Below are 16,338 nucleotides of genomic sequence, written 5' to 3'. Positions count from 1 at the left end.
AGAGACAGGCGCAGGCGCGGCGAGTGGCGTGCGGGGTGCTGCGAGTGAGGTGCGGGGTGCGGCGGGCGGGCGGAATCGCTCGTTCGGGTGGCCGAGTTATCCACAACTGGTGAGTTGTCCACGGTAATTCGACCCCTTCGGCGAGATCGACGGGGAGTGCCTACCGTCTGGTGGCATGACTCTCCGATCACACTCCGTGACCAGCGGCCCCGGTCGCGCTCCGGCATCCGACAACCGTGTCCGTCAGGTTCGTCAGGCCCGCCACGCCGTCGGCCGTGGCCGGTCCTTCGTCTCCCCCGCGCCACGCTCGCGCCACAGGCGCGCGGGGACGACACCCGCGACCACGGCGTTACGCCGCCGCGCCGACGCACTGTTCGCGGTGGGGTTCGCGGATGCGGGGGCGGCGCGGTCGGCCGCGGCGGTGGGCAGCCCGGCTCCGGCTCCCGTTCCGGTGCCGACTCCGGCGTCAACAGCGTTGCCGACAGGAGGCCGCGCGGTGGTGGCGCCCGGTGCGGGGGAGCAGCCGGGTGGGCGGCGCGAGCGGGTCTGGGTGGCCGTGCGGGAGCGGTTGCCGTTGTGGGTGCAGCTCAGATGCGGGCTTGAGCCGAAGACACTGGCCGCGCTCGTGGTGGTGCTGGTCGTGGCCGTCGTACTGGCGGTGCAGCACTTCTGGTCCGGCCGACCCCAGTCGGTCAGCGCGCCGGAGACGGTCCGTGAAGCGGCGGCCGCGACCGGGCCCGCGCGCGATCCCGTGCCGCCGTCGGGGACGTCGGGGCCGTCGTCGGCGGGCGCGTCGCCGGCCGGGCGCGTCGTGGTCGACGTCAGCGGCAAGGTGCGCAGCCCCGGCGTCCGCCGACTGCCCACGGGGTCGAGGGTCACCGACGCGCTGCGGGCGGCCGGGGGAGCCGAGCCCGGCGCCGATTTGACCGGGCTGAACCGGGCACGGGTGCTGGTGGACGGTGAGCAGGTGGTCGTCGGTGGCCCGGCGCCACCAGGACAGGTCGCCGCAGCGCCCGGCACGGGCGTGGCGGGTCCGGAGGGCGCGCCGGTGAGTCTCGGCACGGCCACCGTCGAACAGCTCGACACACTGCCCGGCGTCGGACCGGTGCTCGCGCGGCACATCATCGACTACCGCACCCAGCACGGCGGATTCAGCTCCGTCGACCAGTTGCGCGAAGTGAACGGGATCGGCGAACGCCGGTTCGCCGACATCGAGCCCCGCGTGCGGCTGTGACCCGCGCGGCCGTGCACACGGCCTCAGGGAATCCGCTGGGCGCCGCCGCGCCCCGCCAGGAGGGCCCGGCCGATCTGCGGTTGGTGCCACCCGCGTTGGCGGCCTGGGCCGCCGCGGCGCTGGCGACGGGCGCACCGGGGAGCCGGGTCGGCGCCGTGGTATCGGCCGGGCTCCTCGTGGCGGGGGTGTTGCTGGTCCGGGCCGCCCTGGTGCCGGGACCAGGGCCGAGGGGCGCGCGGCGGCGGGTGAACGGGGTCGCCGTCGCCACTGTGCTGCTCTGCGCCGTCGCGGGGGCGGGGTCCGCCTGGTTGCACGGCGCGGACCGGCATCGAGGCCCGGTGCCCGGACTGGCGGATCGGTACGCACGCGTCACGGTGGACCTGACGGTCACCTCCGACCCCCGCCCCACCAGACCACGGGTGCACGGCGACAGGCTCTCGTCGGCGGGCCTCGTCCTGGACGCGGACCTCACGCGTGTGTCGTCCGCCGACGGAGCCGTCACCACCGTCCGTACGCCGGTGCTCGTGCTCGCCGAAGCGGGGGAGGGCGCCGAGGCGTGGCAGCGGCTGCTGCCCTCGACCGGGCTCAGGCTGGCCGGGCGGCTCGCGCCGCCCACGGAGGGCGACGAGAGGTACGCGGCGTTGCTACGGGCGGAGGCGGGCGGGCCGCCGCGGGTCGTACGCCCACCGACCGGCCTGCAACGCACCGCAGGCCACCTGCGCGCCGGACTGCGTGCGGCGACGGAGGGGCTCCCGCCGGACGCCCGTGCCCTGCTCCCGGGACTGGTCGTAGGGGACACCTCCCGTATCCCGCCCGAGCTGCGCGACGCGTTCACGGCGACCGATCTCTCCCATCTGCTCGCCGTCTCCGGAAGCAATCTGACGATCGTCCTCGCCCTGCTCATCGGGCCGCCCGGGCTCGCGCTGCGGGCCGAGCGGCGCGGGCTCGCCCCACGTCTGGGGATCTCGCTGCGGTCGACCGCGGTGTTCGGCGGGGCGCTCACGCTCGCCTTCGTGGTGGTCTGCCGACCGGAGCCCAGCGTGCTGCGGGCGGCGGCCTGCGGACTGATCACCCTGCTCGCCATCGGCACCGGCCGGCGCAGATCGCTGATCCCGGCGCTGGCCGCCGCCGTACTGCTCCTCGTCCTCTGGGACCCCGCTCTGGCACGCAGCTTCGGCTTCGTCCTGTCCGTGCTCGCCACCGGCGCGCTGCTCACCATCGGGCCGCGCTGGAGTGCTGCGATGCGGCGGCGCGGGGTGCCGCCCAGGCTCGCCGAGGTGCTGGCGGCAGCGGCGGCGGCACAGGCCGTGTGCGCCCCGGTGGTGGCGGTGTTCGCCGCGCGGGTCAGCCTCGTCGCGATCCCCTGCAATCTGTTCGCGGAGCTGGCGGTGGCGCCCGCGACGGTGCTCGGGTTCGCGGCGCTCGCCACCGCGCCGCTGACGATGCCGATGGCCGAGCTGCTGGCCCGGTGCGCGGGCTGGCCCGCCGGATGGATCGCCTCGGTCGCCCGCACGGGTGCGGCGCTGCCGGGGGCCGAGGCCGAGTGGCCCGGCGGCTGGCGAGGCGGGGCGCTGCTCGCTGTCGTCACGGTCCTCGTCGTGTACGCGGTACGGCGCATACGGGGCCACCCGTGGGTCGCCGCCGCCTGCGCGGTGCTCCTGCTGCTGGCCGTCCTGCGGCCGGCGCCCCTCACCCGGATGGTCAGCGGATGGCCGCCGCCGGGCTGGACGCTGGCGATGTGCGACGTCGGCCAGGGCGACACCGTGGTGCTCGCGGCCGGCGAGGGCGCGGGTGTCGTCGTGGACGCCGGGCCCGACCCCCGGCTGGCCGACCGCTGTCTGCGGGACCTCGGGATCACCCGGGTACCGCTGCTCGTGGTGAGCCACTTCCACGCCGATCATGTGACGGGGCTGCCCGGGGTGCTGCGTGGCAGGAGGGTCGGTGCCATCCAGACGACGACCCTTCAGGAGCCTTGGGAACAGAGCGAGTTCGTACGGCGTACGGCGCGAGCCGCGCGCGTGCCGCTGGTGCGCGCGATACCGGGGGAGCGGCGCCGGGTCGGGCCGCTCGACTGGCGGGTGCTGTGGCCGAGGGCCGGGCCGGGGCTGGGCGCGGGCGGGCCGAACGACGCGAGTCTCACCCTGCTCGTCCGGACGGCCGGCGGACCGACGCTGCTGCTGCTCGGGGATCTCGAACCGCCCGCCCAGCAGGGCCTGTCCAGGGACCACCCGGACCTGCCGCCGGTGGACGTGCTGAAGGTGGCGCACCACGGCTCGGCCTTCCAGGACCCGGGACTGCTGCGTGCGGTGCGGCCCCGGCTGGCCCTGATCTCCTGCGGCCGGGACAACCCGTACGGCCATCCATCGCCCCGGACAGTCCGCGCGCTGCGCGCCGGGGGAGCGGTGGTGCTGCGTACCGACACGGACGGCGCCGTAGCCGTGACGGGCACGGGGGCGGGGTTGCGGGCGGTGCCACGCGGGCCCGAGTGAGTGGGAGGGCCGGCCGGCCGGGGCCGGGCCCGCCCTCCGGACCAGGACGAACGACGCATGGTGGGAAGGAGGGTGCCGGGCCAGACTTGAGGACATGGACATGTCTCGGACCATCTCCGACTATCTGCACCGGATCGGGGCCGACCGGCCCGTCGTACCCGACGCCGTGGCGCTGCGGGATCTTCAGGTACGGCACCTGCGGACCGTGCCGTTCGAGAATCTCTCCGTGCACCTGGCGGAGGAGATCGTCCTCGAAGAGAGGGCGCTGGTCGACAAGGTCGTGAACAGGAGAAGGGGAGGTTTCTGCTACGAACTCAACGGCGCCTTCGCGGTGCTGCTGCGGGAACTGGGCTTCCGGGTGACGCTCCTTCAGGCCCGGGTGTTCACGTCGGACGGCGGGCTGGGGATCCCGTACGACCACATGACGCTCCTCGTCGAGACGCGCGCGCCGGCCGGGACCGGGACCGGGTCGGGAAGCAGTGTGGAGCGGTGGCTCGCCGATGTCGGCTTCGGGAGTCACAGCACCCACCCGCTGGCCTTCGACGAGCGCGGTGACCAGGAGGACCCGGCCGGTACGTTCCGGGTCGTGGAGGCGCCGGAGGGCGACATCGACGTCGTGCGGGACGGCAGGCGCCAGTTCCGCGTCGACCAACGGCCGCGTGCGCTGGCCGACTTCACCGCCGGGGCCTGGTACCACCGGACCTCGCCCGACTCGCATTTCACCCGGTCCCTGGTCTGTTCCCGCAACACCCACGACGGCCGGATCACGCTCAGCGGCCACAAGCTCGTCACCACCGTGGGCGGCCGGCGCCGCGAGCGGGAGCTGGTCGAGGACACCGAGATCCTGGCCGCCTACCGGGAGCACTTCGGTCTCGACCTGGACCAGGTGCCCCGGGCCATGACCAACCGGAAGAGGGAGGGACTTAGCTGGACGTCCGGTACTTGCGGGTAGAGGAACGGCCAAACCGCCTCCGAGCGCCCGTGTTTGCCCTGAACGGCACAAGGGTGATCGAATGCCTACTCGTCAAAGGTCCGTGTATTCGGCAACGATGTGGTTCCGGGTGCGGGCCCGAGTCCCGAACAGCACGGGGGTGTGCAGGATGCTCAAACGTTGGTTCGGCGGGCGCGCGGCCGGCGCAGCGCAGGCCGGTCCGCTCGCGGACGTGTCGGTGTCGCCCACGGCGGGCGTACTGAGTTGCCGCGTTCTCGATCCCGGCGGTGAACCCGTCCGGCGGGCCGAGTACGTCCTCAGTGACAGCTCGGGCCGGAAGGTCGTCGCCGGGGAGACCGATCCGTTCGGCTCGGTCGTGGCGACCGTCCCGGCGGGTGAGTACCGGCTGGCGGTCACGGCCGACGGCCTCACGCCCTTCCACCGCAACGCCACGGTGAGCGAGAGCGCGCACGCGGGCCTCGGCGACGTGACCCTCCAGATCGCGACGCGCCCGCCACTGCCCGAGCCGGGAGAGTGGGAGATCGAGCCCATGCACTCCCAGATCGGCTTCACCGCGCGCCATATCGGCCTGGCGCGGATCCACGGCCGGTTCAACACCTTCGCCGGCGCCGTGCGGATAGCCGAGCGCATGGACCAGTCCGCGATGCACGTGATCATCGACGCCTCGTCCATCGACACCAACGTGCGGATGCGCGACGACCATCTGCGCTCGGCGGACTTCCTCGACGTGGGGAACTACCCGACGCTGGAGTTCTACAGCGACCGCTTCGTCCACCGCGGCGGCGGCCACTGGGGCGTGACCGGTGCGCTGACCCTGCACGGCGTGAGCCGTACGGTCACCCTGGACACCCGCTACCTGGGCATCGGCAGCGGCATGGAGGGCGAGACCCGCGCGGCCTGCCGCGCCACGACGGAGCTGCACCGCGAGGACTTCACCCTCACCTGGCAGACGATGCTGGCCCGTGGCATCGCCGTCGTCGGCTCCAGCATCTCCATCGACCTGGACATCCAGATCGTCCGCAAGACCTAGTGCCTGTCGTTCGGGTCTTGCCGGGCTCGCGGTCCCTGGCACGCACGCCCGCCGCGTTGTCGTCGGTCGCCAACGCCTGGGCGGCGTCCGCTCCGCACCGTCCGCCCGCTACTCCTGCGGTGCTTCGAGCCAGCCCTCGTACTCCGCCGCGAAGGCGTCCAGTGCCGTGGGGTCGAGCCGCGCCCGCGCGTCCTCGATCACGACCAGCCACTGCGCGTCCTCGGCGTCGTCCTCGCCGGCCAGGGCGTCCCGTACGAGCTGGGGCTCCTCCACCACCCCGAAGCGGTCGGCGAGTTCACCCGCCAGTTCCTCGGCGGCGTCGCGGTCGGGCAGCACCAGTACATGTCGAACATCGCTCACCCGCCCATTGTCCCGTACGCGGGCGGCCCGCCGGGCGGTGTCGGTGGCGCGTGCGATGCTGGACCGCGATGGCCACCAGGAAGACTTCCCCCGACGATCCGCTCGCCCCTCTCACGCTCGCCGTGGGCCAGGAGGACCTGCTGCTGGACCGCGCCGTCCAGCAGGTCGTGGCGGCGGCCCGCGCCTCCGACCCGGACACCGACGTGCGCGACCTCTCCTCCGACCAGCTCCACCCGGGCACCCTCGCCGAGCTGACCAGCCCTTCGCTGTTCGCCGAGCGCAAGGTCGTCGTCGTACGGAACGCGCACGACCTCGCCGCCGACACGATCAAGGACGTCAAGGCGTATCTCGACGCGCCGGCCGAGGAGATCACGCTCGTGCTCCTGCACGCGGGCGGGCCCAAGGGCAAGGCCCTGCTGGACGCCGCCCGCAAGGCCGGTGCCCGTGAGGTGGTCTGCGCGAAGACGACCAAGCCGGCCGAGCGGCTCAACTTCGTACGGTCGGAGTTCCGCGCGCTGGGCCGGTCGGCCACGCCCGAGGCGTGCCAGGCGCTCGTCGACTCGATCGGTAGCGACCTGCGGGAGCTGGCGAGCGCGGTGTCGCAGCTCGCCGCCGACGTCGAGGGCGCGATCGACGACGCCGTCGTCGCCCGCTACTACACGGGCCGCGCCGAGGCCTCCAGCTTCACCGTCGCCGACCGGGCCGTGGAGGGCCGCGCGGCCGACGCGCTCGAAGCGCTGCGCTGGTCGCTGTCGACCGGTGTCCCGCCCGTACTGATCACCAGCGCCCTCGCCCAGGGTGTACGCGCCATCGGCAAGCTGTCGTCGGCACGGGGAGGCCGGCCCGCCGACCTCGCCCGTGAGCTGGGCATGCCGCCGTGGAAGATCGACAAGGTGCGTCAGCAGATGCGGGGCTGGACCCCGGACGGGGTGGCGACGGCGCTGCGCGCGGTCGCGGCGGCCGACGAGGGCGTCAAGGGCGGTGGCGCGGACCCCGAGTACGCGCTGGAGAAGGCGGTCGTCACGATCGCCCACGCGGCCCGCGCCGGCCGCTGAGCGACAGCCGCCGCCGGCGACCCGGCACGAGACGCGCATGCCGAAGGCCCCGGTACGCCGTACCGGGGCCTTCGTCGTCAAACCTGGTTGGATCCGCACCCGCGTGGCGAACGCAGTCGTGTGCGAATCCGTAAAGACACCGGTCAGGAGCGGTAGAGAGGGCCCGCTGAGTCCGTTCCGGCGGTTGGGATCAAGAGTGAGCAGACAGTCGCTCAGCCCTGAAGGGCGGCAACCTTGGACGCCAGCGCCGACTTCTTGTTGGCGGCGGCGTTCTTGTGGATGACACCCTTCGAGGCGGCCTTGTCGAGCTTGCGCGACGCCTCACGGACGGCCACATTGGCCTTCTCGACGTCACCGGCGACGACAGCCTCGCGGGCCTTGCGGATCGCGGTCTTGAGCGACGACTTGACGGCCTTGTTGCGCAGGCGCGCCTTCTCGTTGGTCTTGTTCCGCTTGATCTGGGACTTGATGTTCGCCACGAAATGCCTTTTCAGGTTCGATGATCTTTGAATGAGCGTCCACGCCGAGACGGCAGCAGACACAGCTGCCCACGCTACCAGCCACCGTCCGACCGGCCCAAACCGGGCGCAGCCCCGTACCCGTGGGACGATGGAGCCTACGTATCGATCCGATGTGACCCGAGACGAGACGCCGCGCGTCTCAAGAATCAGGACCCTGCGTGCCCGCGACCCCTACCAACGTGCCCGAGCCGAGCCGTACGGACCCGGCGCTGCTCCGTAATTTCTGCATCATCGCGCACATCGACCACGGCAAGTCGACGCTCGCCGACCGGATGCTCCAGCTGACCGGAGTGGTCGACCAGCGGCAGATGCGCGCTCAGTATCTCGACCGGATGGACATCGAGCGCGAGCGCGGCATCACGATCAAGTCCCAGGCGGTCCGGCTGCCGTGGGCCCCCAACGAGGGTCCTGACCAGGGCACCACCCATGTCCTGAACATGATCGACACCCCGGGCCACGTGGACTTCACCTACGAGGTGTCCCGCTCGCTCGCCGCCTGCGAGGGCACGGTCCTGCTGGTGGACGCCGCGCAGGGCATCGAGGCGCAGACGCTCGCCAACCTCTATCTGGCGATGGAGAACGAGCTCACCATCGTCCCGGTGCTCAACAAGATCGACCTGCCGGCCGCGCAGCCCGAGAAGTTCTCCGAGGAACTGGCGAACCTGATCGGCTGCCAGCCCGAGGACGTCCTCAAGGTCTCCGCGAAGACCGGCGTCGGCGTCGACGTCCTGCTCGACCGGGTCGTCAGGGACGTGCCGCCGCCGATCGGCGCCGCCGACGCCCCTGCGCGCGCGATGATCTTCGACTCGGTGTACGACTCCTACCGGGGCGTCGTCACCTACGTACGTGTCATCGACGGCCAGCTCAACAAGCGCGAGCGCATCCGGATGATGTCCACCGGCGCCACCCACGAGCTGCTGGAGATCGGGGTCTCCTCGCCCGAGATGACCCCGGCCGACGGCCTCGGGGTGGGCGAGGTCGGCTACATCATCACCGGTGTGAAGGACGTCCGGCAGTCCAAGGTGGGTGACACGATCACCTCCCTCCACAAGGGCGCGACCGAGGCGCTGGGCGGCTACAAGGACCCCAAGCCGATGGTCTTCTCCGGCCTCTATCCGCTGGACGGCTCGGACTACCCCGAGCTGCGTGACGCCCTCGACAAGCTCCAGCTCAACGACGCGGCCCTGGTCTACGAGCCGGAGACCTCCGCGGCTCTCGGCTTCGGCTTCCGCGTCGGCTTCCTCGGGCTGCTGCACCTCGACGTGATCCGGGAGCGGCTGGAGCGCGAGTTCAACCTCGACCTGATCGCGACCGCGCCCAACGTGGTCTACCGGGTGGAGATGGAGGACGGCAAGGAGCACATCGTCACCAACCCGAGCGAGTTCCCCGAGGGGAAGATCGACTCGGTGCACGAGCCGGTCGTCCGGGCCACGATCCTCGCGCCCAGCGAGTTCATCGGCTCGATCATGGAGCTCTGCCAGACCCGCCGAGGCACGCTGCTCGGCATGGACTACCTCTCCGCCGACCGGGTCGAGATCCGCTACACCCTCCCGCTCGCCGAGATCGTCTTCGACTTCTTCGACCAGCTGAAGTCCAAGACCCGCGGCTACGCGTCGCTGGACTACGAGCCCACCGGCGAGCAGAGCGCCCAGCTCGTCAAGGTCGACATCCTGCTGCACGGCGACAAGGTCGACGCCTTCTCCGCCATCACGCACCGGGACCAGGCGTACGCGTACGGCGTACGGCTCGTCGCCAAGCTCAGGGAACTCATCCAGCGCCAGGCCTTCGAGATCCCCATCCAGGCGGCCATCGGATCCCGGGTCATCGCCCGCGAGACGATCCGCGCCATCCGTAAGGACGTTCTCGCCAAGTGCTACGGCGGTGACATCTCCCGGAAGCGCAAGCTGCTGGAGAAGCAGAAGGAGGGCAAGAAGCGGATGAAGATGGTCGGCAGCGTGGAGGTGCCGCAGGAGGCGTTCATCGCGGTGCTCTCCAGCGACGAATCGTCGAGCAAGAAGAAGTGACGCAGCGGAGTGACAGCGAGAAGTGACACAGAGAAGTAGCGGGCAAGTGACTCGCGAGTAGGAACGGTCGGGTCCGTGCGCACAGGCGCGCGGACCCGACCGCCGTTCACGGGTCCGGTTCGTTATGAAGCGGCTGCCCGCGTCCCCTTACGCACCGGGCGGGCGCGTTCTACTCTGATCACTGCTCGATGGTTACTCACCAGTTAACCAACAAACCAGTCGCGCAAGCTTTGCGGGGCCCGGAGGACGTCGTGAGCGACACAAAGACCTTGATCGAGAACAGGCCGCCGTCGGTGGCGACCCTCTTCATTGAGCGCGTGGCGGCCACGCCGGACGCGGAGGCGTACCGCTATCCCGTGCCGCCCGCCTCGGGTCAGGGCCCCGACGACTGGAAGTCCCTGAGCTGGGGCCAGGCCGCGGTGCGCGTGTACGCGGTGGCCGCCGGACTGGTCGCGCTGGGCGTACGGCCCGAGGAGCGCGTCGCGCTGGCCGCCGCCACCCGGGTCGAGTGGATCCTCGCCGACCTCGGTGTGATGTGCGCGGGCGCCGCGACCACGACCGTCTACCCCTCGACGAACGCCGGGGAGTGCGCGTACATCCTCGCCGACTCCGAGAGCCGCGTCCTGATCGCCGAGGACGCCGACCAGCTCGCCAAGGCGCGCGAGCGCCGGGCCGAGCTGCCGAACCTCGCCCATGTCGTGGTGATCGAGGCGGCGGACGCGAAGCCCGCCGAGGGCGACCCGGAGGGCTGGGTGCTCTCCCTCGCGGAGCTGGAGGAGCGCGGGACGAAGTACCTGGAGGAGCACCCCGAGGCCGTCAAGGAGCGGGTCGGCGAGATCAAGGCCGACCAGCTCGCGACCCTCATCTACACCTCGGGCACCACCGGCCGCCCCAAGGGCGTACGCCTGCCGCACGACAACTGGTCGTACATGGCGAAGGCCACCGCGGGCACCGGGCTCATCAACAAGGACGACGTCCAGTACCTCTGGCTGCCGCTGGCGCACGTCTTCGGCAAGGTGCTGACCTCCGGCCAGATCGAGGTCGGCCATGTCACCGCCGTCGACGGCCGCGTCGACAAGATCATCGAGAATCTGCCGGTGGTGCGCCCGACCTACATGGCGGCGGTGCCCCGGATCTTCGAGAAGGTCTACAACGGGGTCGCGGCCAAGGCGCGCGCGGGCGGACCCGCCAAGTACAAGATCTTCCAGTGGGCCGCGGGCGTCGCCCGTGAGTACGCCAAGGTCAGCCAGGACAACTTCCGCCACACCGGCACCGGTTCGGTGCCCTTCGCCCTCGGCGCCAAGCACACCGTCGCCGACAAGCTCGTCTACGCCAAGCTCCGCGCGGCGTTCGGCGGCCGGCTGCGCGCCGCGGTCTCCGGATCCGCCGCGCTCGCCCCCGAGATCGGCTTCTTCTTCGCCGGCGCCGGAATCCACATCCTGGAGGGCTACGGACTCACCGAGTCCAGCGCCGCCAGCTTCGTCAACCCGGGCGAGGCGTACCGCACCGGCACCGTCGGCAAGCCGCTGCCCGGCACCGAGGTCCGGATCGCCGACGACGGCGAGATCATGCTGCGCGGCCCCGGCATCATGGCCGGCTACCACGGGTTGCCCGAGAAGACCGCCGAAGTCCTCGAATCCGACGGATGGTTCCACACCGGCGACATCGGCGAGCTGTCGGTCGACGGCTATCTGCGGATCACCGACCGCAAGAAGGACCTGATCAAGACGTCCGGCGGCAAGTACATCGCGCCGGCCGAGGTCGAGGGCCAGTTCAAGGCCGTGTGCCCGTACGTCTCCAACATCCTGGTGCACGGCGCCGACCGGAACTTCTGCACCGCCCTCATCTCGCTGGACGAGGCGGCCCTGCTCGGCTGGGCGGCCGACAACGGCATGGAGGGCCGGTCGTACGCCGACATCGTGGCGTCGCCGAGGACGCAGGAGCTGATCGAGGGCTACGTGAAGGAGCTCAATGAGGGCTTGCAGCGCTGGCAGACGATCAGGAAGTTCCGGCTGCTGCCGCGTGACCTGGACATCGAGCACGGTGAGCTGACGCCGAGTCTGAAGCTCAAGCGGCCGGTCGTGGAGCGGGAGTACAAGCACCTGCTGGACGAGATGTACGCGGGGGCACGGGAGGCGTAGACGCGCGTACGCGTCGTGGAGGAGTACGCGGGCGGGGCCGGCGGCCGGAATCTACGGCTGAAGGCTCCGTCCGCGTCGTAATTCCCGCAGTATGTTCTCGAGTCCGGCCACATGGGCGCGCAGCGACGCCATCTCGCCGGGGTCGCGCAGGGTGTCGTCGCCGCTTTCGTCACCGCTTTCGCCGTCGCGGCCGTCGTCGCCGTCGCTGTGACCGCTCGCGCCGAGCATGGACTCGATAGCGGAGAGCCGCCGTCCCATCTCGGCGAGCTGTACGCGGTCCTGGGCGAGCAGGGCCTCCAACTGCCGGTTCTTCCGGTGCAGTTCGAGGAAGACCGTCACCTTGGCGCGCAGCACCCACGGGTCGAACGGCTTCGGGACGAAGTCGGCGGCCCCGGTCGCGTAGCCGCGGAAGGTGAATCCGCTGCTGGGGTCGCTCCCGGTCAGAAAGATGATCGGGACGTCCTTCGCCTGGTCCAGCCGCTTGATGCCGGCGGCGGTGTCGAAGCCGTCCATGCCCGGCATCCGTACGTCCAGCAGGACCAGCGCGAAACGCTCGCGGCGCAGTGCCCGCATCGCCTCCTCGCCCGAACGGGCGCGCACCAGCGGGACGTTGAGCGATGTCAGCACCGCTTCGAGCGCGAGAAGATTCTCCTCCATGTCATCGACGAGGAGGATTCCCGCGCGGTCGGTAACCGGGGTGTCAGCGGGTGGGTCGGTGGGTATCTGGGTGCTCATCGTCGGTGGTGTCCGAGTAGGTGATGGCCGGGTTGGGGGGATCCGGGTGCGTAGTGTGTTGGGGGTGCGGCGGCCGGGAAGTGGCCTCTGAGCTCCGTTCTTCGCCCACTTCTTCGCCCATTTCGATGACTCGACGCTTATGGGCACGCTCAGTCTGTCACTCTGTCGGGGTCGTAAGCGGCGCAACGAAAGAAACAACCAGGAGCCGCATGTGGGGCCTATAGGGGACCGTCGGAACCCGAATGATCCGGAAGTGCCGACTCCGGCACGGAGCCGGACGTTCCGCAACGACGAGCGACGCACGGCACGCACCAGCCTGCCGGGGAACCCGCTCGCCCCGTCCGCCGCGCGCCGGTTCGTGCGCGCGGCGCTCGCCGAGTGGACCAGCCTCGGGCTGCTCACCACCTGCGCCCTCTGCCAGGGCGACGAGGCGTGCCCGCCGGGCCGGCACAGCTCCGACGGGCCGGCCGACGACGCGGTGCTGATCGTCGACGAACTGGTCACCAACGCCGTCGTGCACGCGGGCACCAACGTGGAACTGCTCTGCCGCCTCGAAGCGGCGGCCCCGCGCGAGCCGGAAAGCGCCGGACCCGACGGCGCGCCGGGTCCGGACGCCCTGTCCGGCGCCGAGTCCGCCGCGCCTCCCGGGCCGGACGCGACCGCCGAGCGGGAGCCCGCCGCGCTCGTCATCGAGGTGTCCGACCACCATCCCGCCCGCTCCGTACGCAGCGACGCGCACGGCCCGGCGGGCGGCGGCGCCCCCGAGTACGGCCGGGGCCTCCAGCTCATCGCCGCCCTCGCGGAACGCTGGGGCATCACGTACCGCACCGGCCTGAAAACCGTCTGGGCCCGTCTCCCGCTCGACGGACCGACCACCGAGGCCGCGGCGGGCACCGGCGCCGACGGGGTCGCCGGGGTCAACGGAGTCGTCGGCGAACCCGCCCTGCGCCGCGGGCTGCGCGCCGCCGAGATCATCGCCCCCGCACCGCGCGGAATGCCGCGCGAGGACCCGGACTGGATCAGCCGGGGCGCCCTCTCCTTCCTCGCCGAAGCCTCCGACCTGCTGGCCGGACAGCTCGACGAGGACCTGGTCGCCGCCCTGGCCGGCCAACTGCTCGTGCCCCGCCTCGCCGACTGGTGCGCGATCTGGCTCGACGGCGAAGGCGAAGGACACGGCAGGGCGGGCACGCCGCGGCTCGCCCGCGTCTGGCACGCCGACGAGTCCCGTATCGAGCTGCTGCGCGCCCTCCTGGAGAAGGAGCCGCCCCGGCTGCTCGACACCCAGCGCGGGCAGGACGGCACGGGCACCGGTACCGGTAGCCGTAACGTTCCTGTTCCCGTCCCCTGGCCCGGCTCGGGCCAGACCGGCGCGCACGACGGCGCGGCCGTCGCCTGCCGGCTCGTCGCCAACGGCCGTGCCCTCGGCACACTCGTCCTCGGACGGCGCAGGCTCGCCCGGATGCCCGACGAAGTGATCGCGCTCATCGAGGACTTCGCCCGCCGCGTCGCCCTCGCCATCGGCGCCGCCCGCCGCTACACCCGGCAGGCCACCATCAGCCGCGTCCTGCAACGCAGCCTGCTGCCCAGCCAGGTCGCCCGGATCCCGGGCGTCGAGAGCCACCTCGTGTACGAGCCCGCCGACGACGGCGTGGTCGGCGGCGACTTCTACGACGTCTTCCCCGCGCCGCCCGGCGGCCGCTGGTGCTTCATGCTCGGCGACGTCCAGGGCAGCGGCCCCGAGGCCGCCGTCGTCACCGGCCTCGCCCGGCCCTGGCTGCGGCTCCTCGCCCGCGAGGGGTACGGCGTCGGCGAAGTGCTGGACCGCCTCAACCGGCTCCTGCTCGACGACGCGATGGAAGCCGCCGAGGCCGCCGCGCTGATGGTCGCCGTCGCCGGCGGGCAGGACCTCTCCGGCGGCGAGGAAGGGCTCCCCGGCCTCAGCGACCTGGGCCCGCTCGGTGACATCCGCGACGTCGGCAAGAGCCTCGACGACGGCCGGGGCGGCCAACTGGCCGACGGCGGCCAGTCGCGCTTCCTGTCCCTCCTCTACGGCGAGCTGGCACCGCTCCCCGGCACCGCCGGCGGCGCCCGCTGCACCCTCGCGAGCGCGGGCCACCCGCTGCCGCTGCTGCTGCGGCCCGACGGGACGGTACGGGTGGCGGCCGAGCCGCAGCTGCTCCTCGGGGTCGACGAGAACGTCGCGTACGAGAGCCTGAGCTTCGACCTGGCCTCGGGGGACACGCTCCTGTGCGTCACCGACGGCATCACCGAGCGCCGCTCCGGGCGGCTGCTCCTGGACGACGACGACGGTCTCGCCGCGATCCTGGCGGGCTGCACGGGCCTGAGCGCCCAGGGCGTCGCCGAGCGGATCAGACGGGCCGTGCACGACTTCGACGAGAGTCCGCCGTCGGACGATCTGGCGATGCTGGTGCTCCGCGCGGAGTAGGCGTCCCCGGCCTCGCGTCGGCACACCTCTCCCGTGCGGGACACTGGGGGCATGCCTTCCGCTCTGCCCGACGGTGACCCCATGCCCGAGTCCGGTGCGCTGCCCCCGCACGCCCTGGAGGGCGCGGCGGACCGGCCGCTCGGCTTCTACCTGCACGTGCCGTACTGCGCCACCCGCTGCGGCTACTGCGACTTCAACACCTACACCGCGACGGAGCTGCGCGGCTCCGGCGGCGTGCTGGCCTCCCGCGACAACTACGCCGACACCCTGGCCGACGAGGTACGGCTCGCCCGCAAGGTCCTCGGCGACGACTCCAGGCCCGTCCGTACGGTCTTCGTCGGCGGCGGTACGCCCACCCTGCTCGCCGCGTCGGACCTCGTACGGATGCTGGGCGCCGTACGCGACGAGTTCGGCCTCGCCGACGACGCCGAGGTCACCACCGAGGCGAATCCGGAGTCCGTCGACCCCGCGTATCTCGCGGAGCTGCGCGCGGGCGGCTTCAACCGGATCTCCTTCGGCATGCAGAGCGCGAAGCAGCACGTCCTTCAGGTGCTCGACCGCACGCACACGCCCGGCCGGCCCGAGGCGTGCGTCGCGGAGGCCCGCGCGGCCGGGTTCGACCATGTGAACCTCGACCTGATCTACGGCACGCCCGGCGAGAGCGACGACGACTGGCGCGCGTCGCTGGCGGCGGCGGTGGGCGCGGGGCCCGACCACGTGTCGGCGTACGCGCTGATCGTCGAGGAGGGCACGGGGCTCGCCCGTCGCATCCGGCGGGGCGAGGTCCCCATGACCGACGACGACGAGCACGCCGACCGCTACCTGATCGCGGACGAGACGCTGGCCGCGGCCGGGTTCTCCTGGTACGAGGTCTCCAACTGGGCCACCACACCGGCCGGCCGGTGCCTGCACAACGAGCTGTACTGGCGCGGCGCGGACTGGTGGGGCGCGGGGCCCGGCGCCCACAGCCACGTGGGCGGGGTCCGGTGGTGGAACGTGAAGCACCCGGGCGCGTACGCGGCGGCGCTCGCGGAGGGCCGCTCGCCGGGCGCGGGCCGGGAACTCCTCACGGCGGAGGACCGACGCGTAGAGCGCGTCCTGCTGGAGCTGCGGCTGTCGGACGGCGTGGAACTGTCCCTGCTGCGGCCGGCGGGGCTGGACGCGTCTCGCAGAGCCCTGGACGACGGGCTGCTGGAGGCGGGGCCGTACGGGGAGGGGCGGGCGGTGCTGACGCTACGGGGGCGGCTGCTGGCGGACGCGGTGGTGCGGGACCTGGTGGACTGAGGTTTCGTTTTCCGGTGCCGCTGTGCGCCTGCGGCGCGCTGGGTGGTTGCGGTGGTGGCCGGGTGCC

12 protein-coding genes are annotated in these 16,338 nt (G+C 72.1%); 9 read left to right on the top strand and 3 right to left on the bottom strand.

Annotation, left to right across the window (positions count from 1 at the left end):
• The first annotated feature begins 496 nt into the window (after positions 1–496).
• The 4 genes from P3L51_RS28955 (at position 497) to P3L51_RS28940 (ending at position 5,705) form a co-directional block, all read left to right on the top strand.
• Entirely contained in the window at positions 497–1,234 is a 738-nt protein-coding gene (locus tag P3L51_RS28955) for a ComEA family DNA-binding protein (protein ID WP_354608275.1), read from the top strand.
• Entirely contained in the window at positions 1,231–3,723 is a 2,493-nt protein-coding gene (locus P3L51_RS28950; protein ID WP_354608274.1) for a ComEC/Rec2 family competence protein, read from the top strand. Before P3L51_RS28955 ends, P3L51_RS28950 begins: the two co-directional genes overlap by 4 nt.
• Positions 3,724–3,817: 94 nt before the next feature.
• Positions 3,818–4,675: an arylamine N-acetyltransferase family protein gene (locus P3L51_RS28945; protein WP_354608273.1), complete on the top strand. Its 858-nt coding sequence runs from the start codon at positions 3,818–3,820 to the stop codon at positions 4,673–4,675.
• A gap of 148 nt (positions 4,676–4,823) precedes the next feature.
• The gene (locus tag P3L51_RS28940) at positions 4,824–5,705 is read left to right on the top strand and encodes a YceI family protein (RefSeq protein ID WP_354608272.1); all 882 of its coding nucleotides are present in this window, start codon (positions 4,824–4,826) and stop codon (positions 5,703–5,705) included.
• A 108-nt stretch (positions 5,706–5,813) separates the two neighbouring features.
• Here P3L51_RS28940 and P3L51_RS28935 read toward each other — a convergent pair whose 3' ends face one another.
• On the bottom strand, positions 5,814–6,065 hold the full coding sequence (locus tag P3L51_RS28935; RefSeq protein WP_354608271.1) for a hypothetical protein: 252 nt from the start codon (positions 6,063–6,065) through the stop codon (positions 5,814–5,816).
• A gap of 68 nt (positions 6,066–6,133) precedes the next feature.
• Here P3L51_RS28935 and holA point away from each other — a divergent pair, with 68 nt between their 5' ends.
• A complete protein-coding gene (gene holA, locus P3L51_RS28930) occupies positions 6,134–7,120 on the top strand; it encodes a DNA polymerase III subunit delta (protein WP_354608270.1) in 987 nt (328 codons plus the stop codon).
• A 212-nt stretch (positions 7,121–7,332) separates the two neighbouring features.
• Here holA and rpsT read toward each other — a convergent pair whose 3' ends face one another.
• Positions 7,333–7,599: a 30S ribosomal protein S20 gene (gene rpsT, locus P3L51_RS28925; protein WP_023541903.1), complete on the bottom strand. Its 267-nt coding sequence runs from the start codon at positions 7,597–7,599 to the stop codon at positions 7,333–7,335.
• A 200-nt stretch (positions 7,600–7,799) separates the two neighbouring features.
• On the opposite strand from rpsT, the gene lepA reads away from it, so the two are divergent.
• Both lepA and P3L51_RS28915 read left to right on the top strand, forming a co-directional pair.
• Entirely contained in the window at positions 7,800–9,665 is a 1,866-nt protein-coding gene (gene lepA / locus P3L51_RS28920; RefSeq protein WP_354608269.1) for a translation elongation factor 4, read from the top strand.
• A 251-nt stretch (positions 9,666–9,916) separates the two neighbouring features.
• Positions 9,917–11,806 carry an AMP-dependent synthetase/ligase gene (locus P3L51_RS28915; protein ID WP_354608268.1) on the top strand — a complete coding sequence of 630 codons (1,890 nt, stop codon included), beginning with the start codon at positions 9,917–9,919 and terminating at the stop codon, positions 11,804–11,806.
• Positions 11,807–11,857: 51 nt separating this feature from the next.
• Here P3L51_RS28915 and P3L51_RS28910 read toward each other — a convergent pair whose 3' ends face one another.
• On the bottom strand, positions 11,858–12,541 hold the full coding sequence (locus P3L51_RS28910; protein ID WP_354608267.1) for a response regulator: 684 nt from the start codon (positions 12,539–12,541) through the stop codon (positions 11,858–11,860).
• Between the two features lie 253 nt (positions 12,542–12,794).
• Here P3L51_RS28910 and P3L51_RS28905 point away from each other — a divergent pair, with 253 nt between their 5' ends.
• Together P3L51_RS28905 and hemW are read left to right on the top strand one after the other, a co-directional pair.
• Complete coding sequence (locus P3L51_RS28905; RefSeq protein ID WP_354608266.1) at positions 12,795–14,987, top strand: SpoIIE family protein phosphatase; 2,193 nt, start codon at positions 12,795–12,797, stop codon at positions 14,985–14,987.
• A gap of 51 nt (positions 14,988–15,038) precedes the next feature.
• A complete protein-coding gene (gene hemW, locus P3L51_RS28900; protein ID WP_354608265.1) occupies positions 15,039–16,271 on the top strand; it encodes a radical SAM family heme chaperone HemW in 1,233 nt (410 codons plus the stop codon).
• The last annotated feature ends 67 nt before the right edge of the window (positions 16,272–16,338 follow it).

It is taken from the genome of Streptomyces panacea (assembly GCF_040560175.1).
Classification (GTDB): Bacteria; Actinomycetota; Actinomycetes; order Streptomycetales; family Streptomycetaceae; genus Streptomyces; species Streptomyces panacea.
The sequence above is the reverse complement of the archived record's forward strand: the minus strand, read 5'-3'. Positions and strand labels throughout refer to the sequence as shown.